Source organism: Ruminococcus sp. NATIVEDY160, assembly GCF_045819885.1.
GTDB lineage: Bacteria > Bacillota > Clostridia > Oscillospirales > Acutalibacteraceae > Ruminococcoides.
Genome location: NZ_CP162391.1, coordinates 2,241,341 through 2,266,031, shown reverse-complemented (window position 1 = coordinate 2,266,031; position 24,691 = coordinate 2,241,341). Strand labels below are relative to the sequence as shown.

General features: G+C 48.4%; 26 protein-coding genes. 9 read left to right on the top strand and 17 right to left on the bottom strand.

The genetic code is table 11. From position 1 onward, the window contains the following. Positions 1-118: 118 nt before the first annotated feature. Complete coding sequence (locus AB1I49_RS11155; protein WP_316610588.1) at positions 119-1,000, bottom strand: pilus assembly protein N-terminal domain-containing protein; 882 nt, start codon at positions 998-1,000, stop codon at positions 119-121. Positions 1,001-1,042: 42 nt separating this feature from the next. Next, positions 1,043-1,468, bottom strand: a complete 426-nt coding sequence (locus tag AB1I49_RS11150) for a hypothetical protein (protein ID WP_316610587.1) — start codon at positions 1,466-1,468, stop codon at positions 1,043-1,045. 579 nt (positions 1,469-2,047) lie between these two features. Between AB1I49_RS11150 and AB1I49_RS11145 the strand changes: the two genes are divergently transcribed. Further along, positions 2,048-2,833, top strand: a complete 786-nt coding sequence (locus AB1I49_RS11145) for a reverse transcriptase domain-containing protein (protein WP_316611750.1) — start codon at positions 2,048-2,050, stop codon at positions 2,831-2,833. Positions 2,834-2,888: 55 nt separating this feature from the next. On the opposite strand, the gene AB1I49_RS11140 is transcribed toward AB1I49_RS11145, so the two are convergent. The 7 genes from AB1I49_RS11140 to AB1I49_RS11110 all read right to left on the bottom strand — a co-directional run bounded on the left by AB1I49_RS11140 (position 2,889) and on the right by AB1I49_RS11110 (position 16,242). Next, the gene (locus AB1I49_RS11140) at positions 2,889-3,185 is read right to left on the bottom strand and encodes an STAS domain-containing protein (RefSeq protein ID WP_316610585.1); all 297 of its coding nucleotides are present in this window, start codon (positions 3,183-3,185) and stop codon (positions 2,889-2,891) included. Between the two features lie 15 nt (positions 3,186-3,200). After that, on the bottom strand, positions 3,201-4,373 hold the full coding sequence (locus AB1I49_RS11135; protein WP_407721015.1) for a CapA family protein: 1,173 nt from the start codon (positions 4,371-4,373) through the stop codon (positions 3,201-3,203). Between the two features lie 9 nt (positions 4,374-4,382). After that, positions 4,383-6,131, bottom strand: coding sequence for an ATP-binding SpoIIE family protein phosphatase (locus tag AB1I49_RS11130; RefSeq protein WP_316611749.1), 1,749 nt, complete (start codon positions 6,129-6,131; stop codon positions 4,383-4,385). A 59-nt stretch (positions 6,132-6,190) separates the two neighbouring features. Beyond that, positions 6,191-7,927, bottom strand: a complete 1,737-nt coding sequence (locus AB1I49_RS11125; RefSeq protein WP_316611748.1) for an MATE family efflux transporter — start codon at positions 7,925-7,927, stop codon at positions 6,191-6,193. Positions 7,928-7,939: 12 nt separating this feature from the next. Further along, positions 7,940-13,873: a non-ribosomal peptide synthetase gene (locus AB1I49_RS11120; RefSeq protein WP_407721014.1), complete on the bottom strand. Its 5,934-nt coding sequence runs from the start codon at positions 13,871-13,873 to the stop codon at positions 7,940-7,942. A 125-nt stretch (positions 13,874-13,998) separates the two neighbouring features. Next, entirely contained in the window at positions 13,999-15,444 is a 1,446-nt protein-coding gene (tnpC, locus tag AB1I49_RS11115; protein ID WP_407721013.1) for an IS66 family transposase, read from the bottom strand. A gap of 231 nt (positions 15,445-15,675) precedes the next feature. After that, entirely contained in the window at positions 15,676-16,242 is a 567-nt protein-coding gene (locus AB1I49_RS11110) for an SIR2 family NAD-dependent protein deacylase (RefSeq protein WP_407721012.1), read from the bottom strand. A 95-nt stretch (positions 16,243-16,337) separates the two neighbouring features. On the opposite strand from AB1I49_RS11110, the gene AB1I49_RS11105 reads away from it, so the two are divergent. After that, on the top strand, positions 16,338-16,532 hold the full coding sequence (locus tag AB1I49_RS11105; RefSeq protein WP_407721011.1) for an Ada metal-binding domain-containing protein: 195 nt from the start codon (positions 16,338-16,340) through the stop codon (positions 16,530-16,532). Between the two features lie 44 nt (positions 16,533-16,576). On the opposite strand, the gene AB1I49_RS11100 is transcribed toward AB1I49_RS11105, so the two are convergent. Next, complete coding sequence (locus AB1I49_RS11100) at positions 16,577-17,086, bottom strand: ImmA/IrrE family metallo-endopeptidase (protein ID WP_330057071.1); 510 nt, start codon at positions 17,084-17,086, stop codon at positions 16,577-16,579. A gap of 191 nt (positions 17,087-17,277) precedes the next feature. Continuing rightward, positions 17,278-17,652 carry a helix-turn-helix domain-containing protein gene (locus AB1I49_RS11095; RefSeq protein WP_407721010.1) on the bottom strand — a complete coding sequence of 125 codons (375 nt, stop codon included), beginning with the start codon at positions 17,650-17,652 and terminating at the stop codon, positions 17,278-17,280. Positions 17,653-17,818: 166 nt separating this feature from the next. Between AB1I49_RS11095 and AB1I49_RS11090 the strand changes: the two genes are divergently transcribed. The 6 genes from AB1I49_RS11090 (at position 17,819) to AB1I49_RS11065 (ending at position 20,476) form a co-directional block, all read left to right on the top strand. Next, positions 17,819-19,051 (top strand): DNA polymerase Y family protein, encoded by a 1,233-nt coding sequence (locus AB1I49_RS11090; protein ID WP_407721009.1) that lies wholly within the window; start codon positions 17,819-17,821, stop codon positions 19,049-19,051. A 6-nt stretch (positions 19,052-19,057) separates the two neighbouring features. After that, positions 19,058-19,387, top strand: coding sequence for a hypothetical protein (locus AB1I49_RS11085; RefSeq protein WP_407721008.1), 330 nt, complete (start codon positions 19,058-19,060; stop codon positions 19,385-19,387). Then, positions 19,366-19,605, top strand: coding sequence for a hypothetical protein (locus tag AB1I49_RS11080; protein WP_092966161.1), 240 nt, complete (start codon positions 19,366-19,368; stop codon positions 19,603-19,605). Before AB1I49_RS11085 ends, AB1I49_RS11080 begins: the two co-directional genes overlap by 22 nt. A 16-nt stretch (positions 19,606-19,621) precedes the next feature. Next, positions 19,622-20,020, top strand: a complete 399-nt coding sequence (locus tag AB1I49_RS11075) for an ImmA/IrrE family metallo-endopeptidase (RefSeq protein ID WP_407721007.1) — start codon at positions 19,622-19,624, stop codon at positions 20,018-20,020. Beyond that, complete coding sequence (locus AB1I49_RS11070; RefSeq protein WP_407721006.1) at positions 20,011-20,151, top strand: hypothetical protein; 141 nt, start codon at positions 20,011-20,013, stop codon at positions 20,149-20,151. The genes AB1I49_RS11075 and AB1I49_RS11070 overlap by 10 nt, the downstream gene beginning before the upstream one ends. A 100-nt stretch (positions 20,152-20,251) precedes the next feature. Beyond that, positions 20,252-20,476, top strand: a complete 225-nt coding sequence (locus AB1I49_RS11065; RefSeq protein ID WP_407721005.1) for a hypothetical protein — start codon at positions 20,252-20,254, stop codon at positions 20,474-20,476. 252 nt (positions 20,477-20,728) lie between these two features. Here the strand turns inward: AB1I49_RS11065 and AB1I49_RS11060 are convergent, their stop codons facing one another. Genes AB1I49_RS11060 through AB1I49_RS11040 form a run of 5 tightly spaced genes read right to left on the bottom strand, consistent with a single transcriptional unit; the run spans position 20,729 to position 23,545 of the window. After that, positions 20,729-20,938, bottom strand: a complete 210-nt coding sequence (locus AB1I49_RS11060; protein WP_407721004.1) for a hypothetical protein — start codon at positions 20,936-20,938, stop codon at positions 20,729-20,731. Next, positions 20,935-21,723, bottom strand: coding sequence for an ATP-binding protein (locus tag AB1I49_RS11055; RefSeq protein WP_330056944.1), 789 nt, complete (start codon positions 21,721-21,723; stop codon positions 20,935-20,937). The genes AB1I49_RS11060 and AB1I49_RS11055 overlap by 4 nt, the downstream gene beginning before the upstream one ends. Next, complete coding sequence (locus AB1I49_RS11050; RefSeq protein ID WP_407721003.1) at positions 21,716-22,720, bottom strand: Mu transposase domain-containing protein; 1,005 nt, start codon at positions 22,718-22,720, stop codon at positions 21,716-21,718. Before AB1I49_RS11050 ends, AB1I49_RS11055 begins: the two co-directional genes overlap by 8 nt. A 27-nt stretch (positions 22,721-22,747) precedes the next feature. Next, the gene (locus AB1I49_RS11045) at positions 22,748-23,263 is read right to left on the bottom strand and encodes a transposase (protein WP_407721002.1); all 516 of its coding nucleotides are present in this window, start codon (positions 23,261-23,263) and stop codon (positions 22,748-22,750) included. A gap of 48 nt (positions 23,264-23,311) precedes the next feature. Continuing rightward, complete coding sequence (locus AB1I49_RS11040) at positions 23,312-23,545, bottom strand: hypothetical protein (RefSeq protein ID WP_407721000.1); 234 nt, start codon at positions 23,543-23,545, stop codon at positions 23,312-23,314. A 65-nt stretch (positions 23,546-23,610) separates the two neighbouring features. Here AB1I49_RS11040 and AB1I49_RS11035 point away from each other — a divergent pair, with 65 nt between their 5' ends. Beyond that, positions 23,611-23,811 (top strand): transposase, encoded by a 201-nt coding sequence (locus AB1I49_RS11035; protein WP_407720999.1) that lies wholly within the window; start codon positions 23,611-23,613, stop codon positions 23,809-23,811. A gap of 196 nt (positions 23,812-24,007) precedes the next feature. Here AB1I49_RS11035 and AB1I49_RS11030 read toward each other — a convergent pair whose 3' ends face one another. After that, entirely contained in the window at positions 24,008-24,682 is a 675-nt protein-coding gene (locus tag AB1I49_RS11030) for a Crp/Fnr family transcriptional regulator (protein ID WP_407720998.1), read from the bottom strand. Positions 24,683-24,691: the final 9 nt, after the last annotated feature.

The following is a 24,691-nucleotide window of genomic DNA, read 5'->3' as shown; positions in this document are numbered from 1 at the left end:
AAAATACCATCTTGACGGAACTGCCATCAACGGCGGGAAGGAAAATTTGCCTATAAAGCAAAAAACAAGTAATCCAGGAAATACCGCATAATAATATAGATGCGCGGTGTTGCCTCGTTTATTTTTTCGTGATATTCAGCTGAGAGTGACCTTCATCGTCCTCGTAGATCTCAAGGCTGTAATGATACGCCTTGTCGCCGTCGGTGATGGTGAAATCCGACGTGCCGTAGTCCTTGCCGTCGACGTACACCTGATCCGGCTCCAGCACGCGGATATCCGCGATATTCGGATTCTCGACCGCCGTCACGACCGCCTGATCGGACAGCACCGGCTCGTCGGGAAGGAAGTAGTTGCCGCTGTAGGAAACCTTGGGTGTGACGATGACATAGGCGATCACGGCGATCAGCGGCACAAAGAAGCCGATCGCGCGCTGGATCCACTTGGGCGTGAACGCGTAGAGATACAGCACGATCTGCGCGAGACAGAACAGCGCGGTGATGAGCTGATGCGGAAAATGACGGAACGTGAACATGAAGGAGTTCACCGAGGTGAACATCAGCAAAAAGAGGATCGGCGAGAGGATCAGCAGGCTCAGCCAATTGCGCTTGGTGATGAACCAGCCGACAAACGCCATCGGGAAGGTGAGCACCGTCCAGATCGCCCAGTATTTATAGTACATGAACAAGCCGAAGCCCATCTCGCTGAACGGTACCTGAAGCAGATAGATCAGCGGTTGGCTGATGAGGAAAAACACAAAGGTTTTCAGCGCGGATTCCAGCGGCTTTTTGCAGTTAGACATAATGATGATCGCAAAGAGCACCCACGCCTCCATGGTCTCGCCCATGCGGATAAAGGAGGTGTTCTGAAAGACGGGCACGATCAGAAAGACTGCCGTCACCACCGCCGTCGCGACGGCAAAGATAATGACGACCGGCCAGCTCATATTGAGACCGCCGAACAGCTTGTCGGTAAAGCGCCGGAGAATATTCTTATTTTCCATTGGAGATTGATCATCCTTTCTATGGATACTTCTTACAAATGCTCATTCATGCCTGAGCAGGTATTGCTCCGCCTTTTTGACGGCGAACCGGTTGACCGCGAACGCGGTGACAAACAGGGCTGCCGCCACGACGAAAGCGACAACGGCGATGACCGTCAGCAGCAAGCCGTCGTCTATTCTCATGTTCTTGATGATGAACGGACTGAGGATCGAGAGCATGAACGCGATGAACATCGCAACGCCGATCACAATGACGACGACGTTCACCCAAGTCAGCTTTCTGGAAAACTCGGTCTCGCTGTCCCAGTCGAACTGGGGCTTTTTGGCGTTTTTCAGCAGCATACAGTTGATGATGATGCTTTCGCCCAAAAAGGCGATACCTGCGCCGACAAGGATCGTCCAGCCGCTTTGCGGGGTGATGAAGCCCATCACCAGACAGACGATACCGAGGACGAGGATATAGAGCACGCTGCCGAGCGAGCAGATAATACTATTCTTAAATAAAAAGCTTCAATAATAACAAAAAGTGTGGTATACTGAATATGGTGGTGCGACAGTTCGGTGTCGAGAGTATAGTCGGTGGGAAGCCGACACGGTAAGGAGTAGTCAACCGCCGTTATCCAGCCTTGGAGCCGAAGCCGTGAGGTGAGGTTTAAGCGTAGGCAGGAAACTGAGCGAGCCGCAATGCGAAAGCGTGAAGTGATAGAGCCTCGTTAGAAATATAGAACGGAAGCCGATGTTCTCACCTAAACAGCAGGCAACAACATTTGCTCGTTAACGACGAGAGTAAATGGGTTCCGTCGGGGTCTGAGAGCGTGGCGAGCTTAAGATTGTTACTTTCGGCATACCTGCGAGGTCTTGCGTGTTCTGAAAAAAAATCAGTATTTGCCGTACAAGGAGCATTTTGTCTGAGACGGTGAAGATGATACGCAAGAAGTCGGATTAGCCCATAGTACCTGTGAAGCGGGTAATGACCGTGGAGGGAAGGTGCTAACATACCAATCGCTCTGAAAAGAGAAACAACACTTACACGCAGAGGTAAAAAAGTTGGCAAGTGATTTTGACAGAATAGCATTACAGTCACAACATCACGAAAGAGTGCAGACCATAATGCACTATGTGAACAAGGATACCCTGAGAGAAGAACACAGGAAACAGAAATACGGTAAGGCAACAGGAATAGATAAGGTCAGCAAAGAAGAATATGAGCTGAACTTGGAGGAAAACCTCGAAAATCTTCTTGCGAGAATGAAGCGATTCAGCTACAAACCGCAGGCTGTAAGACGGACGTATATACCTAAAGCAGGGAGCGATAAAATGCGACCGCTGGGAATACCTGCCTACGAGGACAGACTTGTTCAGGGAGTTATGCGTAAGGTTTTCGACCAAATCTACGAATGGAGATTTTACGATTTCGCATATGGGTTCAGAAAGAGACGGGATTGTCATCAGGCAATCAGAGAAATCAACCAAACAGTGATGACAAAGAAAGTCAACTTTGTGGTTGACGCAGATATCAAAGGGTTCTTTGATAATGTAGACCATCGATGGTTGATGAAGTTCCTTGAACACGATATACAAGACAAGAATTTTCTGCGGTACATTGTACGATTCCTTAAATCAGGAATAATGGAAGATTTGAAGTACTACGAAAGTGACAAAGGAACACCACAAGGCGGACTGATATCACCTGTACTCGCGAATGTATATCTTCACTATTTTTCTTTAAAGCCCCAGTACTCAGCCTTGGAATTTTTGCAGGTTTCAAAGACCTCGGCCGCGTTTTCAACCGTTAGGTCGTTATGCGTCAGCATTACGATAAGTTCGGGATGATCGTTCAAGCCTCCACCTCATTTCAACATTATACCGCGCGTAAACAAAAAGCGTCTTACCTGATATCAAGATAATCGGAAAAGCCCGTTATCCTCAGGATCTCCATAACCTTTTGATTGACGTTTTCAAGCTTCAGTCCGCCCTTGCTTTCCATAATATCGTTAGCGTTAAGGATAGCTCTGAGCGCCGCCGAGCTGACGTACTCAACGTCCGCCATGTCGAGCGTAAGAGAGTCGTTTTTTGCTCCGAGCTCCGTTACTTTTTCCTCAAACTCAGCGACCGTAACGTGATCGAGCTTGCCCTCGGGCGCGATTACCGCGTTTCCGTTGTTTTCAGTACATTTTATGATCATTTTTATGTCCCCTTTTTATTCTGTTTTTCTCAGCAGATCGCTGAGGATTTGTTGACCTATCTCGTTGAATTCCTCGTTGCGAAGGAATGTCAGAATTGCGTTCAAATACTGCCTCGGATAGAGTGAGAGAAGATAATCGCGCAATTCCTCGGGCGAAAGAACTTTCCGCTTTTCGGCGACCACGGGGTCTATGCCGCGGAAGGTAAGAAGGAACTGGAGCAGCCAGTTTTTCGCGTCGTTGCCGAAATTCCTTTCAAACTCAGCTTTTGCCGCTTTATCTCCGGCAAGCAGCTCGCTGTGCTTTTTGCTGCGCTCATAAAAGCCGCTCAGATCCTGTGCTTCGTCATATACGCAGCCCCTTTCGGTGCGCAGTACGCGGTGCGGCTTTACCGTAAAGCCGTCCTTGGTAAAATCAGCCTCAAGCACCAAGCCCTCGCCGAGAAGCGGCGTAACATCATTTCTGAAATGGAAGCAGAAATTGCCCTGCCCGTATAAAAAATACGCGCCGTTGCAATACTCCTCTTCTCCTATAGCGTGGGTGTGCTGCGAGATGACGATATCCGCGCCGTTGTCAGCCATTCGGTGAAAGCGGCGGCGCATTATTTCGCTGTTGTAGCGGGTTCCTTCGATTCCGCCGTGATAAAACACAATAAGATAATCACACCGCTTTTTAAGCTCGTTCAGCTCGCGGCAAACGCGGTATTCGTCGTAAAGGTTCACGCCGGGGTAATCATCGCCCGGAGCGTTGTCAAACCGCTCGGTAACGTTGTAAAGAGTAATTTTGAAGCCGTTTATGGAAAGCTCCTGATAGCTTTTTATTTCGGATGCGCTGTCGCCCCAGCCGAAATACCCTATGCCGTTATCGCTGAGCGTTTTGCAGGTGTCGAGATAGCCCTGCTTTCCGTAGTCCATCGAATGGGTGTTGCCCAGCGTAGCGTAATCTATGCCGAGATTTTTTACGGCTTTGATGGTTGATGTCGGCGCTCTGATGTTTGGCCCCGTCTTTTCTATCGGGCTGTCGCTGTCCGTAAAGCAGCCCTCTAAATTACACACGCGGCAGTCCGCCGAGGCAAAAAGTGAGCACAGCCTGTCGCCGAACAGCGTCTTGGTATCTCCCTTTGAAAACAAATCGTAGTTGCAGGGCATAGGGAGAAAATCGCCCGCAATCAGTAGTTTTACCTGACTCATATATCCCTCCTAAAATTCCTTTTCGATTCTGAGAATATTGTGGCCGTCGCGGTACTCGTAGCTTACGTCTGTCATCAGCTTTTTTACAATGAAAACGCCCAAGCCTCCGGGCTTGCGTTCGCTCAGATTAAGCGTTGTGTCGGGCTCGCTGACAAGCAGCGGATTAAAGGCTCTGCCGCTGTCTTTAAACTCAACTATCATGCGGCGGCGTCTGCACTTTGAGGATATTTCAACATCGCCGCCGTTTTCATAGGCGTAGGAGTCGATGTTCGCCAGGATCTCGGATGAGGACACGACGATACTGTTCACCGTCATTTCGTCGCAGCCCGCCTTTATACAGCAGCCTTTTATATAGTCAAGCGCGTCGTCAAAGGTGAGTTTATTCAAGCGGAACACCTTTTTTTCGGGCGCGGGAGGCGTATGCTTTGCTTTATAATACAGTGCGAGTATCGTAGCGTCATCATAGTGCTCCGCGCCGTGCTCAAACTCGTCAAGGCTTTCTCTTACAGCGTTCACGATCTGGATTTGATTCATATTCTTTGCCGCGTCAAGAACCGCGAGCAGTCTGTCGTCCTCAAAAAACGAGCCGTCGGAGGACTTTGCCTCGGTAACCCCGTCGGTATAAAGAACAAGCTTGTCGCCGGGCAAAAGCTTTACGCGGTGCTCCATATACTTTACAAGCCTTTTCCTGCCAAGTACAAAATTCGGCTTTGCCTTAAGGAACTCGGGGCGTGAGCCGCAGCGGATAATGACAGGATAATTATGCCCCGCGTTGGCGTAGGCGAGGCTGCCTGTAGACAGATCAAGAATGCCCAGCCATGCCGTAACAAAAAACTTTTCGGGGTTGGACTTAACCAGATAGCGGTTTGTGCGCTCAAGTACCTTTTCGGGCGAGAATTTCCCGCGGGCATATACTTTGATAAGCGTTTTTGTCAGCGCCATAAACATCGCCGCGGGCATACCGTGCCCCGAAACGTCGCCGACCGCTATAGCTAAATGGGTTTCATCGACAGGGAACCAGTCGTAAAAATCTCCGCCGACCTCATCAGCCGGGGTCATGTCGGCATAAACGCCGCAGCATTTTGTATCGGGGAAATCACCGGCGAGGATTCCTTTCTGGATCTTCTGCGCGACATTGAGCTCCATCTGAGAAGAAGCGTTTTTGCGGATAAGCTCAGCCTGCTTCTGATAGAATCTTCTGCCGCTGAAGGACATATAAACGCACACGCCCATAATAACCGAGATGATAATAAGCGAAGTGATCCTGTATTCCCATAACGACAGCTCATTTGTTTTTGAAAAGTCAAAGGCGTCCGAAATCAGAGAAGAAACATCTGAATACGTCAGTTCGTCAACCTTTGCGGCGTTAAGGCTTATTCCGTTGAAAAGGACGATTTGAAGCATAACCCAGGAAACAGCCGACGTAATAATGGTATAGCGCGGATTGAAGTAAAAAACGCTGATGAAAATAGGAAATACAAACGATAAAATGTACAGCGTATCCTGCTCCAGACACAGAACAAGAACGGCGATCAGCATGACCGCGAAGTTGATGTATTTTATAAAAGGCAGCGTGCGTTTGCGCTGGGCTATATTCACGATAATTACCGCTGTTACCAGAAAAACCGGCAGGTTTGATAAAGCACGTATAAAAGCCGAATGCCCGTGAAAAAGCGCGTGCAGCATTACGCCGATATCAACGGCGATCAATACGAGAGTATAGATGAAGTTTGTACGACTTTCGGTTTCGCGCAGCATTTTTACAGCGTCTTGCGAAAGGCGCCTGAAGGTAAAATGGTTTTTTGTTTTTTTCATAATTATGTATAAGAAACGGTTACATTCGTCACATTAAAGCCGAGGATGCGATTGTAGTTGACCGAGGAGCTCAGCAGCCTTACAAGCTTAAGCCCCGTGATTTTTTTGCCGCTGTTGTCTATATAGTCGGTGGGATCGAATTCGGGGCCGCTGTCCCGAAGCCGCACGTTTACCTTGTCGTCGAATACGCGCACGCAAACGTCGACCATGCTCGAGGACTCTGATTTTGCATATACCGCTATATTGTGACAGAGCTCCTCAACCGCTACGCCTACAGCGTTCCAGGTGTTTTCGGGGACATTCTGCTTTTTGCAGAACGCCATTGCTTCCTCGCTTGCTTTGATTGCTTCGGAAACCTCGTTTTTGATTGAAAAGTCCAGCGCTGTGCCGTTCTGCTCCTCGATTCCGAGGAGGTTTTTCTTTTTACGGACTTTTTTGCTTATCACCATTGCCGCAAAAGTGATGGCTATCGTCAGCGCCTTTGAAACGGGGAAGGACACCCAAAGCCAGTAGATGTCGTAGTTTGAGAACCAGTACATCAGCGGGATTATGGTGATAACGCCGTCAAGCATAACGAGAAGGTTTGCGAGCCCCTTTTGATTTGTCGCCTGGAAAAACGACCTCATGACATATATGACGGCGAGAATGGGTACGTTTATTGAGAAAATGCGGAATGTTACCGAAAAAACCTCGGTTATTCCCGGGTCGGTCAGTCCGTAAAGCGACGCGAGCTGAACAGGCAGGATTTCGGACAAAATAAGTACTATTGCCGAGAGTCCAAGCGTAAACAGCATTCCGTACCGGAGCGTGAGCTTTTGCCCGTTGGTATCCTTTTCACCGTAAAGCGCTCCCAGTATGGGCAGCAGCGTCATTGAAGCGCCCTCAACAAAGATGAACGCAAGGCTGTTCAGCGAGAACGAAACCGACGCTATCTTTCCTCCGACAACGCCGGTAGCGGAAAGGATAATTGCGTTTGTAAAGAACAGGCGCAGAAAATTGCAAACATATATGAGCGCTGAGGGCAGACCGATGCTGATGATTTTTCCGATTTCTTTAAGGCGTCTCAAAGCTTCCTTTGTAAAGTGAACAGTGCGCTTTTTTGACTTGAAATAAATCAGCGTCAAAACGGTTCCGACCGCGTAGCCTGTAAGCGTTGCCCAGCTTGCTCCCGCGATTCCCCAGCCGAACACCGCCATATAAAGATAATCGCAGGAAAGGTTGATTATATTGGCTACTATGGGAAGCGCCGTTGCCAGCTTGCGCATTCCGTCGGTACGGGCGTAAGCCGCCGTCTGATTGACTGCCGCTACAAGCGGAGTGTGCAGCCACAGCGGCAAAAGATATTGAATAAGCAGATCGGTGATCTGAACGTTACCCTGTGAGAGCAGATTTGCCGAGGGGACAATAAAAGCTATACCCAGCGCGGAAATGATAACTGTGGAGATTATGCCGAGCCAGAATGACGCGGTAAATACCGTGTCCGCGCCGTTTTGGTCGCGTTTGCTTTTCCTGATGATGGAAAGCGTGTTGCCGCCGTAGGTCGATATGGCTATGGGAATGCTGCGCAGAAAGATTATGCACGACGTCAGGTTAACGGCATACAGCTCAACCGTTCCCAGAATGTTGCCAACCATGATGCCGTCTACTATTCCCGCAAGGTAAGTGGAGGCGGTCATTGCCAGGGTAGCGACAAGCAGACTGCGGTATTTTTCGTTTAGAAGCATTCCGCTTCGTTTCATGTTTTTGCCCCCTTATCGTTTCAGGTTATCCTTGCGGAAGAACATGAATCCGCGCAGGACGTTGATAAAGTCGTCGACATATTTTTCGGTGCTTGCGTTCCAGAAGAAGCCCATGCGGGCGAGTATCTGGGTGGTGTAGTGAGCGGAGAACGGAAGCGCCGTTATCGTTTTGCCGTGAGCGGTGTTCATATATGCCGTCATGCTTGAAAGGATAGCCGCCTTGTCGGGATCCTTCTGCGCCTCGTGGAGAGCGGCGGCAAACTCGTCGTACTCGACAAAGCGTATGCTGCTGCCGTTTTCGTTCATCTGGCGGATTATATCGCCGAGCGGAAGCGTATGGTTGTTGACGGCGTTGAACACGCAGCACTCTTTCGGGGTGGCGGCAAGCTTTAAAAACGCCTCGCAAGAACGGTCGATAGGTCCCATGCAGACCTGATTTTCAATCATGTTATACGGGAAGCAACCCAGCAGGCTGTAGGAGCGCAGACGTCCCATAAAGTTGTTTGTAAGGAAATTTATCTGGAATTCGCCGTCGGATTCGCGCGCCGCAAGGGTGCCTACGCGGATGACTTTTGCGTCAAGCCCGTCGGCCGCGGCAGCTAATACCTCGCGCTCGCCCATCAGCTTTGACGAGGTGTATTTGTTGTCGAGGCTCTGACCGTAATAGAGAGTCTGTTCATCCAGCTCGCGGCGGCTGAGCTTTGAAACATCTTCCGTAGTGCCCGATACCGAGACCGTGGAGAAGTGTATCATTCTTGCGCCGGTTTTCCGGCAGAGCTTAATGCAGTTGACAGCGCCGCCTACGTTTATATCTTCAATATCCGTGCCGTTTGAGAAGTGCTTTACATTGGCCGCGCAGTTGAATACCGTGTCTATCGGCAGGCTTTCAAGCGGCTCAAATGATTTGTAGTCGGTCACGTCGCCGTTGAGCACCTCTACGCGCTCGGAAAACTCATTCTCCAAATCTGAGCCGAAGTAATAGAACATAAGGTTTTCAAGGCGTTCTCTTGCCGTGTCAAACTTGCCTTTGCGGATAACGCAGTAAGCCTTTCCGCTTTCGCGCTTCAGGTATTCGGCAAGCAAATGCGCGCCCATAAAGCCGCCTGCGCCCGTGATCATAATGTTGCCGAGCGGACGCTTTTCTCCCGCGCGGAAGGCATCTACCGTATTCTTTGAGAGAAGCTCGTTTATCTTTGTGTAATCGTAGCCCTCAAAATCAAACAGCTTGCCCGTGTCGTTTACCTCGCCGTCCTTAAACAGCTCGGCAAGCGCGCGCGGAGTGGTGTATTTGAATACGTCGCCGTAGGTGATCGGGAATCCGTTTTCCGACGCGTCGAGCACCACGGCGGTAACAACAAGCGAAGTTCCGCCTATTTCGAAGAAGTCATCCGCTGCGCCGACTCGCTCGAGTTTCAGTGTCTTTCTGAACGATTCGCAGAAGAACTCCTCGGTCTTGTTTTCCGGAGCAACATACTCGCCCAGGCTGACGGGCACAGGCTCGGGCAGGCGCTTAATGTCGGTTTTGCCGTTGGCGGTAACGGGCATTTCGTTCATTTGCAGGTAAGCTGTCGGGACCATGTAATGAGTCAGGTGCTTTTTAAGCTCCTCGCGCAGCGCGTCAATGTTTATCTCCTCATCGGCGGTAAAGTAGGCGCACAGGTTGTCCTGACCGTTGAGCTTGCGGATAACGACCGCGACCTTTTTGATATGCGGCTGCTCAGCCATCAGACCTTCAATCTCGCCTAACTCGATCCTCAGACCTCTTAGCTTGACCTGATTGTCAAGTCTGCCTAAAATCATCACATTGCCGTACTTGTCCCACTTTGCGTAGTCGCCTGAGCGGTACATGCGCTGACCGTTATACTCAACAAACGCCGCAGCGGTTTTGTCGGGCAGGTTCTTATAGCCCTTTGCCACACCGACGCCGCCGATATACAGCTCGCCGATCACGCCGTAGGGAGCGGTATCGCCGAATTTGTCTACAATTACTTCGTCGTAATTGAGAAGCGGTCTGCCGACGCTGACGTATTCCGCGTTCGTAAGGTCTGCCGCGTTGCAGGAAACGGTGATTTCGGTGGGACCGTAGGTGTTGATGATTTTTATGTCGGGCGAGCATTTTCTTATCGCGTCTCTCAGTGAGATCGGGTATCCCTCGCCGCCCGACATTACCAGCCTGCACTTTGACAGCGCCTTGTTGAACGGTGCGTATTCCATGTACTGCTGCAATCTTGACGGAGTGGCGTTTATGCAGTCAACGCTGTATTTTTCCATAAGCTCCGCCAATGCGCGCGGGTCGTTCATTTCGTCTTCAGCGGCAAAAATCAAAGTCTTTCCGTTGCAGAATGCCGCCGTATGCTCCTTGAATGACATATCAAAGGATATGGTCGTTACCGATAAATATGAAGTTACATTGTTTTTGATAAAGTTGATGTGTATGTTTGCCGGGTGCGGCATAAGATAGCTGCATATGCCCTTGTGACGCAGCATAACGCCCTTTGGTTTTCCTGTGGAGCCCGAGGTATATATCATGTAGCTCAGCTCGCAGTCGCTCATTTCAACGTCGGGGTCAGATGTATCGGTGCCTGTTAAAATATCGCTGACGTCTATCGCCTTTTCTGCGGGGTAGTCTGACAGCTTGTCGTTAGTGGTAATGATGAACGACGCCTCGCTGTCCTCTATTATATGATTGATCCTGTCGGCAGGGTATTGCGGGTCGCAGGGGATAAACGCCGCTCCTGCTTTGTTTACGCCGAACAGACAGCTGAAGAAGCAGCTCTCTCTCGGAAGCAGCAGCGCTACGCTGTCGCCGACTGTGATTCCTCTTTTGATAAGATTATGCGCGACTATATTCGCCCTCTCGTTGAGCTCACGGAAGCTGAGAGTCGCGTCTTTGGCAACCAGAGCGGTTTTGCCGGCGTTTTCCTCAGCGCTCTTTTCAAACAGCTTGTGCAATAGGGTGACGGGCACTTCGGCTTTGGCTTCCGTCTTGAAGCATTCAAGCATTTGCCGCTGGCTTTCGGGCAGAACCAACGCCTCCCGTACGGTCTTGGCGCCGCTGCCGAGCAGAGCCAAAGCGGATTTGAACTGCTCTATAAAGCCCTCGATTACGGCGTACTCAAACAGCTGTGAGGAATACTGGATCATAAATTGCAGACCTGCGGCTCCCTTGCGGATAACAATGCCTATATCGCGGCTCATCTTTTGCAGGGGCGAGTACATCTCAACGCTGAGCCCGTTATTGTCATACGCGGGCGGGTTCCACATAAAGTTGACACTTACGTCAAAAATGGGATTGCGCGATTCGTCGCGCTGTTTTACGAACTCGGCGACAACGTCCTCAAACGGCAGATAAGAGCCGTAGGTGGCGTTGCGCACTGACTCGCTGACAGACTTTATAAAGGCGCTGATTTCCAAATCGCGTTTGGGCTTGACGCGGACTGGCGCTGTGTTTACAAACATGCCTATTATGTTGTCAGCGCCGTTGGGGCGCATGTTGGTGGGAATGCCCAGCACAACGTCCTCTGACGCGGTATATTTGCCCAGAGTCATCGAAACGGCGGAGAAAATCAGCTCAAACTCGGTCACGCCGAAGCGGCGCGCCGTGTTGTCGATCGCTTTTAGCTGAGCGTTGTCATAAAGGAAGCGGACTTCTTTATCCGAGAGCGGATGCACCTTGGGGCGCTTGCCCTTGACGGGCATTTCGTTGACAGGTACTCCGTCGGCGAACAGCTCCTTATAGAAAGCTATTCCGTCTTCGTATTTATCTTCAAGGCTGTCCATGTAGAGGTCGCTGAGGTCGATTTCAGCCGCGCTGACCTCTCTGCCTTCGAGCGCGTCGATCAGCTCTTTGACAAAGGTTTTTGCCGAGCCGCCGTCGAAAGCGATATGGTGAATAGCCATGTGCATGATCACACTGCCGTCTGATACCGAATACAGAGCAGGTCTTACCGGGATCGCGGCATTCAAATCAAACGGGGTATTGTAGCCGTCGATAAGGCGAATGACCTCCTCACGCGATGCGGCGGATTTTTCTTCGATTTCGGGGAGCCTGTCGGACAGATAGCGCACAGGCAGACCGTTTTCTTCTCCGTAATAGGAGGTGAACGCCTCGTGAGCCTTAAAAACGCTCGTGAGCGCGGATTTTATCTTCTCAATATCGGCTCCCTTGATGATCGCGGCTATATTGAGGTTATATACGGTCGAGTCTGTATTCAGCTTCTGCTCAAGGTACATGCCGCGCTCTGACGGCGTAAGCGGATAGACTTTGACCTTGTTTTTCTTTTCGGGGCGCTTTTTAGATGAAGCCTTTTGAATAAGCAAACGCTCGATCATGCGCGGAGTTTTTCCCGCGAAGATATCGGCGGTCGAGATATGATATACGCCGCATTTTTCCGATACCATCGCGCACTTTATTGAGTCGCCGCCCAGAGCGAAGAAATCGTCGTCAATGCCGACGTTTTCCATGCCGAGCACCTGCTCAAACGCCTCGCAAAGCACCTTTTGCATGTCGGTTTCGGGCGCGATATAATCGTTTTTAAAGTTTCCGGCTTCGGGCGCCGTAAGCGCGCCTCGGTCGAGCTTGCCGTTGGCGTTTACGGGCAGCTTACCGAGCTTTACAAAGAAAGCGGGGATCATATACGGAGGCAATTTTTTTGAAATAGCCTCTTTTAAGTCGTCGGCCGATACAGGTTCTTTTTCAACGTAATAAGCAACAAGATAAACCTGTCCGTACTGGTTTTTAAAGTCCTTTATCGCCGCGTCGAGCACGCCGTCAGCCTGCTTGATGATAGTTTCGATCTCGCCCGGTTCTACGCGCTGACCGTTGATTTTTACCATCCAGTCCTTGCGGTTGAGATAGATAATGTTGCCGTCCTCGCCGCGCTTTACTATGTCGCCGGTTTTCAGCAGCTTGTCATAGCCGTCCTCTTCGGCAAAGGGGTTGTCGGTAAAGGTTTTCGCGCTCTGCTCGGGCAGGTTGAGGTAGCAGTCGGCAAATATGCCCGCAAGGCACAGCTCGCCTTCATCAGCCTCGTTTCCGCTTTCGTCAAGAATATGGACGCGGATATCTCCGATAGGCTTGCCTATGGGGGTATTGTGATACTTTTTATCGATCTTGAACATCATTACAGCGCCTGCCGATTCGGTCTGACCGTAGCTGACAATGATTTCAAAGTCGTCGCTGTAGGTGTCGCTTACGCGCTCGCTTCCCGTGAATACTACCTTTAGCGAATCGCCCTTCGGCTTAAATACCTTGAGCATTTTGGGGCTGATAAAGGTGCGGTTGATTTTGTTTTCATAAATATAGTCGGCGAGCAGCACGGGGTCTCGCATTGCCTGATACGGCATAAGATAAGCTGTCAAACACGAACAGAGCGGAGCGAAAACGCCCTGTACAGATGCCACGAATGTAAACGGAGCGCCCAAAGCCGCGCGGAATCCGCGCGGAGGATCAGCATAATCTGAGTATCTGACTATAGAATCGTTTATGCCGGCGTGTGAGTGCAGCACGCCCTTGGGGTTTCCCGTTGAACCCGAGGTGTAGATCAGCAGCGACGGATCTTGCGGCTCGGGCAGTATTATCTCGGTAATCGGTTCCTCGTTTTCAATATTGCGCAGGAACTTTTCGTCAATGACAACCTTTGCGTCGCAGTCGCTGCGGATATATTCCAGACGTTCTGCGGGATAAGTAGGGGACAGCGGAGCAAATGCCGCTCCGACCATCCAGACAGCGTACATAGAGGCGATGTATTCCTTGTTTCTCGGAAGCTCGATCGTCACAAAGCTTCTGCGCGTTACGCCGAGCCTTTGAAGCTTGACGGCAACTTTGCGCGCGTAATCGTCAAAGCTGCGGTAGGTAAAGTAATTGCCCTCGCCCTGATCGACTATTACGACTTGATCCGGATGCTGTTTTACGTTGGAAATTATTTTTTCAATAACTGCGCTCATATTTTCATCCCCTAAAAAATAATCATATTTAATCATATTATAGCCGAATAGAAAGATAAATGCAAGCAAATGCATCTATAATATTCATAGTTTTAACAATTTCTTACATAAAAATTTGTAACTATTCAGCACCCCACCCCAAAAACCTGATTGATCTGACCTGATAAAACCATCTTTACCGCGTGATAAGAATCAAACCCGTTTTTGCGGGCGGTGCTAACGAACGACATTAAGCCCATGTATTCCTCTGCGCCGGTTCTGCTTCTGAAGCAGCCGCAAACCTTGGTCTTTGTTTTGATGTTGCGGATATCGCGCTCGGCTTGATTGTTGTCGAACGGAACACCGAGCTTTTCTAAAAACAGGCAGACTGCTCCCTTGTGTTTTTTGAGCCTGTCGATGAGCGCGAGAATTTTACCGCGTTTTACTCTGCCGCGTTTTTTCCTGACAGGTTCCGCAATAGGATTCTGCGCGTATGCCTCTTTTATGATGACATCGTATTCGCGTTTGTATTTTTGAATTGTAAACACGCTGAGATAATCTTTTCCTGCCGCGATCGCCTTGTCTTTTGCTCTTTTCATACGCAAAAGGTGTTCCTTGAATTTTCTCGCCCATGCTTGCTCCGGGTGATTTTCTGCAATTCCGTTCAGCTCTCTCAGAAGATGGGCGCAGCATACAGAATGCGTCACATCGTTAAACTTCCAATAGGAAGTCCAGCAATCGTGGACGATGATACCGCGATAATCAGGAAGAATTCCGGCGGATTTTATGCCTTCGTAACCACGCTTTTTGCTGACAGTCATATATGTGTAGCTTCCGTTTGAAACATTGTGAACCCAATGCAGCTTGCCGTCTATGTTGGTTCCCGTTTCATCGCAATGAACCAACGGACTTTTAGAAAGCTTTTGACGTATTAGCTCAAGTGCTGGCTTTACTTTCTCTGCACAGCGGCTTACGATATTCTTAATCGTACCGGTTGAAAGAGGTATATTGAATACGCCGCCTAATATTTCGTGGATCCTGTTGACGCTGACCGCACCTACGGTATTAAAAGCGACAACCAGAGCTTGCAGATTCTTGCCGTATTGTACATTTGCTTTTACATCTTTTGGAAATGCTCCTGTTTTGGATTCACCGCAAAGAGGGCACACTTCGACACAGAGTTTTTCGTGAGCAGTGATATTTACCTCAACTACCGCGTCGATTACGTTCCGCGTCTCCTTAACGCAAGCCTTTGAAGCGCACTTATCCCGATAAGGGCAGGAAGTACAGTCGGCGTGCATATACCTCTTGATTTCGTCGGGCTTGGAAAGTACAGCAAGATGGGTTCCTTGATGTCCTTTCTGTCCGCCGCGTTTCTTACCGCTTTTTTCACGCAGACTCTTGTTGACTTTCTTGAAACCGTCAGATGATGGCGGTTTGGAGCTGTTGCCAGAGTTTTTGTTAAGCTGCTCACGCAATTCTTTGATTGTCACATTGAGTTCGTCTATGGTTTTACTCAACGAATCGACTTGCTCTAGCAGCATTTGATTTTGCTTCATCAACGATTCGATAAATTCTTGTGTAACCGGCATTTGCTCCACCGCCTTCGTTACCGATATTATACCAGAATTAACGAAGTTTGGCTATACCGCGCCCTGTTGACGGTTGTACATTTTGACGAACCTGATTTTTAAGAGGCGCTTTTAGTGCCTCTGGAGAGCATAGCATACGACCAATTTGTATTTCTATCATCTGCATGCCTGCTATTCGATATTTCAAAATTTCTTTTGTGCAGGTATACAAATTTTTATCGTTCTGAATAGTTACGAAGCGTTTTTATTTTGCGCCGTGAGCTGCCAGAACGGGTACTTGATGATGACAGGCGTATTGCCGCCGACTCCCAATTCAAGATACACAATGCTTTTGTCCTTGTTCTCGGCGATGAAAGAGCTATACCGCTCAGCCGCCTTGTGCCAGCCCTCGTCCTCGACAAATTTATCGTCAGATCTGAGGTTCATTGTCATTGGCTTGCCGCAGACGGGACAGCGCGGTATCAGCTCGGTCGGGACTTTTATATCCTCCTGCTGTTCGATCATCGAAACGACGGTATCGTAGTTATCATAGGTCTTATTGTGGCAAGGCACGGAGCATTGGAACAAGCCGTAATCACCCTGTGTGTAGAACAGCCGCTCCTTGTCAAAGCCTGCCAACTGAAACTGATGGTCAACATTCGTTGTGAGGACAAAGTAATTCTTATCCTTAACGAGATTTATCAAATCGTCATACACGGGGTTAGGAGCTTTTATATAGCGGTTGAAATAGATATGTCTGCTCCACCACGCCCAGAAGGTTTCTTTATCCGGGAACGGATAGAATCCGCCCGAATACATATCGGTAATGCCGTACTTTTCGGCAAAGTCAGAAAAATGCTTGAAAAAGCGTTCGCCCGAATGGTAAAGAGTATTATTCCGAAAACAAAGGAACATTGGGCGGGCATAAGAAATTGAAAATATACGGCAGATTGGATTGCCCTTCCGCTTTACGACACATAGCAAAAGGAAATTATGTGAAGTACAGAGTTTTCTTTGCAGATGAAGCCGCTGCAATTGCAGCTGGATATAGACCGTGTGCTATTTGCATGAGAGAAAAATATCTACAATGGAAACAGACACAAATATAAAACAAAAAGCAAACCACGCAGTTCCAAATCCTGCGTGGTCATTTTTATGCCAAAAATGTACTTTTCGGTGGAATATGAAAATTGTAGTTATATCCCCTGTTAGCCATGCTAAACAGCTTGAATCCCAACAGCTGAGGATTTGTGTAGAGGTATCTTGCCATCGTGTAGAAATCAATACCTTCCTGCATTGCCAGCTCATCAACCTCATCATCGTCAAGCAACAGGTCAGCGGCAAAGAGGTTCGCTTGATACTCCGTTTTGTCTGCGATGTTATAGATATTCATGTCCTCATGCGCGGCGGCCTTTAATTTGTCTGAATGAAGAATAATATGTCCCAACTCATGCGCCGCGACGATTTTGCGCTCTGCAGGGCGAAGATTCTCGTTGATCGCAATAAACTTGATGCCGTGAATGATGACGCAATACCCCTTCAAATGTTCCAGATTGCTGGACTCGCAGTGAATATCAAGCGCATCCATCAGTTCAAACGGATCGGAAGTGTTATACTTCTCGATGAGTTCCTCAACACATGCGTAAATATAGTTCTTTTTCATTTTGCTCTTTACCTCTTGATTGCAAATAATTGTTCAAAAAATGGATTTCGAGATTCAAAAAATGACGAAAAAATGCTACTCGCCTATCATCATTATACAAAAACAGATGTGTCATAAAAAGGACAATGCTCTGGTATTACCCTGTTTTTATGTCTTTTGAATGCTTTTTTTCATTTACAATCCGGCGAGGTTTATTGCTCGTCTTCGCGATCTTTTATAATTTGCCTTGCTTTCATATAGAGCGTCTGAAGCTCGTAAATAAAGGCAAGCTGCTCTTCGTCAGATAATTTGCCGCCTGCAAATAAAGCAGAAGCGTGAGCAAGGATTTCCTTCTTCTCCTCTTCCGTGAGTTCTGTTTCCTCTTTCTCGCCGTAGATCAGATAGTCGACCGATATGTCCAAAACATCAGCAAGCCGTTGAGAAACGTCAATGCGATTGGGCGTAACATGCCCCAATTCATAATTCTGAATAGTTCTTCCGGTGATTCCGCAGAGTTTTCCCAGTTCTTCCCGGGAAAGCTCTTTCTCTTTGCGCGCTCTCATCAATCGTTCGCCGTAACTGCTCATAATTTCACCTCAAATAAATCGGAAAATATTTTCTCAAAATCCCTATTGACAAAGAAATGTATTTCTGTTACAATACTGTCAAAAGGAAATTATCTTCCTGTTACAAGCTAATAATAGCACATATGTTTTAATATGTCAAGAAAAATATTTCTTTCATAGGTGGGCTATGAGAAACATACTGCACAGCGATATGAATAACTTTTACGCTTCAGTTGAATGTATGCTGAACCCGTCTCTCAAAGGGAAGCCTGTAGCTGTCTGCGGAAGTGTAGAGGAACGGCACGGTATCGTGTTGGCAAAGAACTATCCTGCCAAAGCATATGGCGTTCAGACGGGAGAAGCAGTGTGGCAGGCGCAGCAAAAATGTACAGGTCTTGTTATCGTTTCGCCTCATTTTGATGAATACATCAAATACTCAAAGCTCGCGCGGGAGGTATATGGCCACTACACGAATCAGGTTGAACCCTATGGAATGGACGAGTGCTGGCTGGATATTTCAGAGTATAACGGCAAAAATCCCGAAGCCGTAGCTTATGAGATCAAAGAAACCATGAAGGAAGAACTCGGGCTGACTGTTTCCGTGGGAGTTTCATACAATAAGATTTTTGCCAAGCTCGGCAGCGATATGAAGAAACCCGATGCTGTAACAGTAATTCCCAAAGAATCCTTCAAGGAGAAAATCTGGCGCTTGCCCGCATCTGATCTGTTGTTTGTCGGACGGGCTACAAAGAGAACGCTTGACAGGTTTTGTATTCGGACAATCGGAGATTTGGCAAACACAGCTCCCGAATTTCTAAAATCACATCTTGGGATACATGGGCTGAAGCTGTGGCAATACGCTAACGGTTTAGATAACTCTCCCGTTATGTATGAAGACTACAGACCGGTTGTGAAGTCAGTCGGTCACGGCACCACTACAAAAGCAGACCTCACTTCCAACGAAGAAGTATGGATCACAATCCTCGAGCTGTCCCAGGATATCGGTCACAGACTGAAAAAGCTCGGCATGAATTGTATGGGTATCTCTATCTGCATCAGAAATGAAGATTTAATGCATAAGGAGTGGCAGCAAAAACTCAATTTTGCAACACAGTCCCCATTCGTGATTGCAAAGCTTGCTTATGCCTTATTCCTTCAAAAGTATGTCTGGAATAAAAACATACGCTCGGTAACCGTCAGAGCGATTAATCTCATATCCGATTCCGCTCCAATGCAGTTGGATTTGTTTGTCGATCAGGATTCAATGACCCGGCAGACAAAAATAGATAACTGCATCGAGTCGCTGAGAGCGCGCTTCGGCAGCGAGATAATCAAAAACGCGGTATTGCTGAAAAACGTATGGATGATGAATAATCAAGCAAAACTTACAATGCCTACAGGTATGGCGAATATGAGGTGATTATGGATGAATGGATTATTGCAGGCGCATCCGCCGACAATATCTTATGGCGTCATCGGATGCTCTATGTATGAAAACGAAAACTCAATTTTGTGCTGTGTCGCGAAGGATGATTGGGGATTCGGTGATGTGGGCGTAATTGATGATTCAATTGTTTTTGTGCAGCGGAAGCTGGCGTTCAAGGAAGGCGCCTTGAACGTATTTAATGTCGGCGACAGTGAAAACAAGGTTTACAAAATGTCCAGACACAAAATCTCCGGTAAATATGTCGGCAGAGCGCTGATGACTGTCAATCAGTTTGAACGAGGTGTGTTATGGCGCGAAAAGTATTTGTAGACGTAATCGTCCGTGAGAATAAGGACGGCAGAAAAAGACCAATGAGCTTAGTATTTGAGGATGGCAAATCCTATGTGATCGACCGCTTGATTCAGGTAAAAAGATGTGCCGCGATGAAGGTCGGCGGCACCGGTATCCGTTATACGGTATCAATATCGGGCAAAGAAACCTATCTTTTTGAGGATGAAGGCAAGTGGTTTGTCGAGGCAAAACAATAGAACGGGAGGAACGACAATGCTATATCTTAGAAGTGGTGAAATTAGCAGCCTTGCTACACAAACAATTCAGAAGTACAAAGAATACATCGGTGTGGATTGGGAGCTTTTCAAGGTGAATCCGATCACGTTGGCTGAAATGTGGGGATTGGATGTGAAGTTCGTGGATTTAGGAGAGGATTCTGACATCATGGGATTTACAGCGTTTAACGATATGGATATTACGCTGACCGACGCGAATCAGTCGGATATCACGCTTGAGCTGTCCGGCAGAACCATCGTTATCAATGAAGCGCTCACAAGAGGGTGTGCCGGCAGACTCAATTTTACTATCGCGCATGAGATCGCCCATCATATTACTCCAAATATTCAACGAAAAGCAAACAGACGGTTGCTGCAGCTGCATCAATGGCAGTGAGTGTCAAAGCAGTGCTGGATACGCCATTGCTGACAGATGACGGTTGCCTGACCGACGCTTCTGCAAAACTTTATGAAAAACAAGCTCCAAAATTAAAACAGCAGCTACAAAAACAACTTGAAATCAAATGACATTAGAAGGCGGCTTGAGGTTCAAGCTCGAGACCATCCCAAAAGTTGTGTAAACCTCCAATCTGGTGTAAAATAGAAGCACCGAATTGGAGGTTTAATTATGAGCAGCAGAAGAAAACGCAGTCCTGAAGAACAAGCCCGGAGGGAAAAGATCCGGGAACTCCTACAAAGCAGCGGAGTCAGCAGCATGGAGGATATCCAGAATCTATTTAAGGAAACAATCGCCGAATTCATGGAGAACGGTCTGGATGCAGAGTTGGATGCAAATCACGCTCACACAGCACCACTTGCACGGAGTTTTAGCACCACCGTGACGGAGAAATAGCACCACCGTCACGGACAAGTTGCGCCACTCAAATTATTGACTTACACTATTAAAACATGGTATCATGATCTTGCTTTACTCATACGCAGGATAGGGCAACGCCGGAGGGCGACCTGAGCGGCGTATGAGGTTCGCGGGAGAGTGATGCCATACGGTGTCACTCTTTTTGTTTTTCCGCAGACATCACTCTCCCGGAAACAAAAGCGATAAACTCCGGGGGTTCGGGGGCAGCGCCCCCGCTATGCCAAAGCTTTAATCCATTTCTTCCGCAAGGATGAAAATAACACGTCTGGCTTCGATGAACGGCAACTCTGTTCCGCGTTCATCCGCAATGTACCAAGGATTAGCGTATGGGCTGTTTCCCGCGGCTACCCATTCTTTCAAATCTGAGATTTCCTCCTCTGAAGCATCGGGCACAAGCGCCAGATAGCACTTCATTTCGTTGATGAGGTAGCGTTTCATTCTGCCGCCTCGCAGTTCTGCTCCGGCTTCAAGCCGTGCCTTGCCCGCATGGAAACCTTGCCCTCGACAGATACGACATAGGAGTTGTGGTAGATCCTGTCCATGATCGCGTCGCTGATGGGGCTGTCATGCGCCGGGTCCGTGTTCAATCTCTCGTACCAGTCGGAATAAGGGTCGTATTGCGTACAGAAAATCGTTGCGCCGTGCTTGGTTCTCGCTTCAATGATCTCAAACAAATCGTAGGACTGCTGAATGGTGAGCGGTCTCATCAGCCACTCGTCCATAATCAGCAAATCTACTTTCCCGTATGCCTTGACAGCTTTCTTGAAATCGTTTTCCGCGCGGGCGAGCGTTAATTCGTCCAGCAGCTCGGGCATACGCACATAGCGAACGCGCTTGAATTTACGACACGCGGCGTTTCCGAGAGCACAGGCAATGTAGGTTTTACCGCTTCCGGTAGCGCCCTTCAGAACGATGTGGTGCTTTTCATCAATGTATTTGCAGGTAGAAAGCCGCGTCAGTTCCTCACGGTTAAGTTTTCTGTCTTCAAAGTATTCAATCCCTTCCATGCAGGCAGAAGGGATGTCGAAATGTGCGTCATGGATACGTCTGCGCAGTTTACTCGCCTGCTGACTGTTCCATCCCGCGTTGACGATCAATCCAAAACGCTCTTCGAACGGGATCTGACTGTAGGTTGCCGGATCCTGTGACTGTGCTTCAAATTCTCTTGCCATTGCGGTCAAGCGCATTTCTCTTAGCTGGTCAACAATAGAAACATTACTCATCACGCTTGCCTCCCTTGTTGTAATATGCTGCGCCGCGTGTAATTCCGTGTCCGCCTTCCTTTTTGACGGGAACGTGGTCCGGCTGCTTTTCCGCAGAGGATTTACACAGCACGCTAATATTGCGAACAGTGGGCTGAGAGGTCAGTCTGAGTACTCTCTCACAAGCGTTGTCCAAGCGCTTTGAACCGTATCGCTTCTCAAGTTTCATGAGACTTGCGCAGGATTTGAAGCCCTGCTCAACCTCCTTGCCGCTATTCAGGAAATACTGTACGGTTTCAGCAATACTGCTTCCTGCGCCGGTTGCCCAAACTGTGAATTCATCGGCATTGTAGCCGAGATATTTTCTGTGTGCTTCAGGCATATGCTCGGGCTTGACGACGGGATCGCGCTGCGGCTTGTCTAAACGAACATGAACCGCGACCTTTGTCTGCTTGTAGAACACCTCCACAATATGCTTGGTAAGCCGCACGTCGACCTTTTCTCCGATCAAATCAAACGGAACGGAGTATTTGTTGACGCCGTCGCTCACCAGATAATCATAGCCGACCTTTGGGTGAACCCAAACGGAAGGCTCGTATGTATACAGAGGAAGGGGCTTGAGAAACTCCTTCTCCTCCTGTTCGAACGCTGTCAGACGACAACCGGGACGTTTTTTGAACGGACGTCGGTTCAGTTCCTCCAACTTTTCCGCCACTGCTTGCATTGCTTCGCCAAGGGTGAAAAACCTGCGGTTACGAAGAGAGGCAGTGATCCAAGTGGATACAAATCGGACGGAGCCTTCTGCTGCGGGTTTGTCGTCGGGCTTGCCGACTCTTGCGGGAACGATCGCGACGTTGTAATGCTCCGCCAGCTCCTGATAGCTTTTGTTTAATATAGTTTCGTAACGGGTATTCTTGCTGACTGCGGTTCGGCAGTTATCCGGAATCAGCAAACGCGGAACGCCGCCGAAGTAGTTGAATGCGTGAACATGACAGAGCAGCCAGTTCTCTGTCTTCATGTCGCCGCAAACCTCGGCGTAGGTATACTAGCTGCACGGTAACACGGCGACAAATATGTAAGCCGGTTCCACCTCTCCGGTAACTGAATCGGTGATGTAGAGTGGGTCTCCTGCCCAATCCACCTGAACTGCGTCGCCGGGCTTATGTGTGATGCGCATGGTCGCTTTCGTAACGCGTGCCCAACGGCGATACTTCTCGCAGAACTGCGTGTACATATATGGGATTCCGCCCGAATCGCGAACCTTGACGCAGTATTCTTCCCACAAAAGCGTGAGCGTAACGCCTTTCTTTGCAAGCTCTTTGTGGATCTCAGAAAAATCCGGCTGCGTGTAAGGACACGCCAAAGCGTACTTTCCCGGGTAAAGAAGCTCCTGAATCATCTCGTTGGTAACGTCTTCACCCAACGGCCAGGAGATCCCGGCTTTCTTCGCCTTGTCGAGCACATCGGAGATCGTGTGACGCGAGCAGTATAACTCTCGCTCCATCGCTCGCTGACTATGCCCTTCGCTGTGCAGTCTTAAAATGTTTCGGTAGTCGATCATTTCGACAACCTCCTTTTGATTTAGTCACGCTGACGCGTGCCAAATCTATTATAGAGGGTGGTGCTCAACCCCGTAAAGGGTGGCGCTAAAGCAGCGTGACCGTGGTGCTAAAACTCCGTGCAAGTGGTGCTCACGCGGCGGAATATACACCATAAATTCCGCGATGGTTTCCTTGAAGAGATTCTGAATATCCTCCATGCTACTGATGCCGCTGGTTTGTAATAGCTCGCGGATTTTTTCTCTTCTCGCCTGTTCTTCCGGGCTGCGTTTTCTTCTGCTCATAATTTAAAACCTCCAATATGGTGCTTCTATTCTACACCATATCGGAGGTTTACACAATATTTGGGATGGTCTCGCACAAGAACGCGATCATCGCGACCATAACCAACGGTATCTCCAACGCCCGGATCGAAGCCACAAACAACAAGATCAAGCTCTCTGTCAGGATGGCTTACGGCTTCCGCAACATCGACAATCTCATTTCGATGATCATGCTCCGCTGCGGTGGCTTAAACATTGGCTTACCCGGCAGAGCGCAAAGAATTTGACCCACACCTTCTAGGGAAGGCTCCTATTTTTTGTTCATTACTTTATCAGCACAATTTACTAATGGTTGAAACAGCAGGATCGCACCCGGAGAAAATCGCTAAGTTACTGCTGCATTTGATAACACAATTGAGTATATAAAAACAGTATTCAATAAGCCTCAGGACTTCACCAGAAATCATCAGGCTGTTCTTGTGTTTAAACCAAATTATCTATTATTTTTATTCTCTTCCCGTCAATAACCAGTAAGCCCTCATTCTGCATCCTTCCGAGTTCTCTGGATAGAGCGCTGCGATTTACACCGAGGTATTCGGCGAGGGCGGTTTGCGTGAACGGGATCTTTACATATTCATCCTTGTCCTTCGGAAGTGTGCGGAGATAAATAAATATCCGGTCACGCAGGCTTTTCTGGCTGAGTATCCTCACCTTTTGGTTTAGAATAAGGTTCTTATTCGCAAGGCTTTTTATCAGATTTCTCGCGAGAATGATTTGTATCGAGGTATTATCCGCAGCTGCGTAGATCATTTCCAAATCAATAAAAAGCACAACGCAATCTTCAACAGCTCTGACTTGAACAGGGCTGTTTTTTGCCCGATTGATAACCAAGCTTTCGCCAAACAGATAGCCGTTTGTGAAGGTGAGCATTGTGATTTGGTCAAAGTTCTCGTTCTGGAAGGAACTCTCGATTTTGCCCTTCAATAATAACCCTGCATATTGTCCGGTTCCGCCGAGTTGAATGATATAGTCATCTTTAACGACCTTTTTTATGCGTCCGTTCAACAGCTTGATCGCATCGGCAAGCTGTTCATCCTTTATTCCGTCAAACAGGTAACATTTGCGGATAGAGCAAATGTAATCTTGGTTTGTAAGCATCAAAATCAC

What these genes read in the sequence shown, in the direction of transcription:
- AB1I49_RS11050 (WP_407721003.1), bottom strand. Translation starts at nt 22,720, where the DNA reads ATGAAGACAGAGAACTGGCTGCTCTGTCATGTTCACGCATTCAACTAC.
- AB1I49_RS11095 (WP_407721010.1), bottom strand. Translation starts at nt 17,652, where the DNA reads ATGAGCAGTTACGGCGAACGATTGATGAGAGCGCGCAAAGAGAAAGAG.
- AB1I49_RS11085 (WP_407721008.1), top strand. Translation starts at nt 19,058, where the DNA reads ATGAATGGATTATTGCAGGCGCATCCGCCGACAATATCTTATGGCGTC.
- AB1I49_RS11060 (WP_407721004.1), bottom strand. Translation starts at nt 20,938, where the DNA reads ATGAAACGCTACCTCATCAACGAAATGAAGTGCTATCTGGCGCTTGTG.
- AB1I49_RS11120 (WP_407721014.1), bottom strand. Translation starts at nt 13,873, where the DNA reads ATGAGCGCAGTTATTGAAAAAATAATTTCCAACGTAAAACAGCATCCG.
- AB1I49_RS11075 (WP_407721007.1), top strand. Translation starts at nt 19,622, where the DNA reads ATGCTATATCTTAGAAGTGGTGAAATTAGCAGCCTTGCTACACAAACA.
- AB1I49_RS11090 (WP_407721009.1), top strand. Translation starts at nt 17,819, where the DNA reads ATGAGAAACATACTGCACAGCGATATGAATAACTTTTACGCTTCAGTT.
- AB1I49_RS11100 (WP_330057071.1), bottom strand. Translation starts at nt 17,086, where the DNA reads ATGAAAAAGAACTATATTTACGCATGTGTTGAGGAACTCATCGAGAAG.
- AB1I49_RS11110 (WP_407721012.1), bottom strand. Translation starts at nt 16,242, where the DNA reads ATGTATTCGGGCGGATTCTATCCGTTCCCGGATAAAGAAACCTTCTGG.
- AB1I49_RS11155 (WP_316610588.1), bottom strand. Translation starts at nt 1,000, where the DNA reads ATGGAAAATAAGAATATTCTCCGGCGCTTTACCGACAAGCTGTTCGGC.
- AB1I49_RS11135 (WP_407721015.1), bottom strand. Translation starts at nt 4,373, where the DNA reads ATGAGTCAGGTAAAACTACTGATTGCGGGCGATTTTCTCCCTATGCCC.
- AB1I49_RS11080 (WP_092966161.1), top strand. Translation starts at nt 19,366, where the DNA reads ATGGCGCGAAAAGTATTTGTAGACGTAATCGTCCGTGAGAATAAGGAC.
- AB1I49_RS11030 (WP_407720998.1), bottom strand. Translation starts at nt 24,682, where the DNA reads ATGCTTACAAACCAAGATTACATTTGCTCTATCCGCAAATGTTACCTG.
- AB1I49_RS11070 (WP_407721006.1), top strand. Translation starts at nt 20,011, where the DNA reads ATGGCAGTGAGTGTCAAAGCAGTGCTGGATACGCCATTGCTGACAGAT.
- AB1I49_RS11045 (WP_407721002.1), bottom strand. Translation starts at nt 23,263, where the DNA reads ATGATCGACTACCGAAACATTTTAAGACTGCACAGCGAAGGGCATAGT.
- AB1I49_RS11035 (WP_407720999.1), top strand. Translation starts at nt 23,611, where the DNA reads ATGGTCTCGCACAAGAACGCGATCATCGCGACCATAACCAACGGTATC.
- tnpC (WP_407721013.1), bottom strand. Translation starts at nt 15,444, where the DNA reads ATGCCGGTTACACAAGAATTTATCGAATCGTTGATGAAGCAAAATCAA.
- AB1I49_RS11130 (WP_316611749.1), bottom strand. Translation starts at nt 6,131, where the DNA reads ATGCTGCGCGAAACCGAAAGTCGTACAAACTTCATCTATACTCTCGTA.
- AB1I49_RS11055 (WP_330056944.1), bottom strand. Translation starts at nt 21,723, where the DNA reads ATGAGTAATGTTTCTATTGTTGACCAGCTAAGAGAAATGCGCTTGACC.
- AB1I49_RS11125 (WP_316611748.1), bottom strand. Translation starts at nt 7,927, where the DNA reads ATGAAACGAAGCGGAATGCTTCTAAACGAAAAATACCGCAGTCTGCTT.
- AB1I49_RS11040 (WP_407721000.1), bottom strand. Translation starts at nt 23,545, where the DNA reads ATGAGCAGAAGAAAACGCAGCCCGGAAGAACAGGCGAGAAGAGAAAAA.
- AB1I49_RS11140 (WP_316610585.1), bottom strand. Translation starts at nt 3,185, where the DNA reads ATGATCATAAAATGTACTGAAAACAACGGAAACGCGGTAATCGCGCCC.
- AB1I49_RS11065 (WP_407721005.1), top strand. Translation starts at nt 20,252, where the DNA reads ATGAGCAGCAGAAGAAAACGCAGTCCTGAAGAACAAGCCCGGAGGGAA.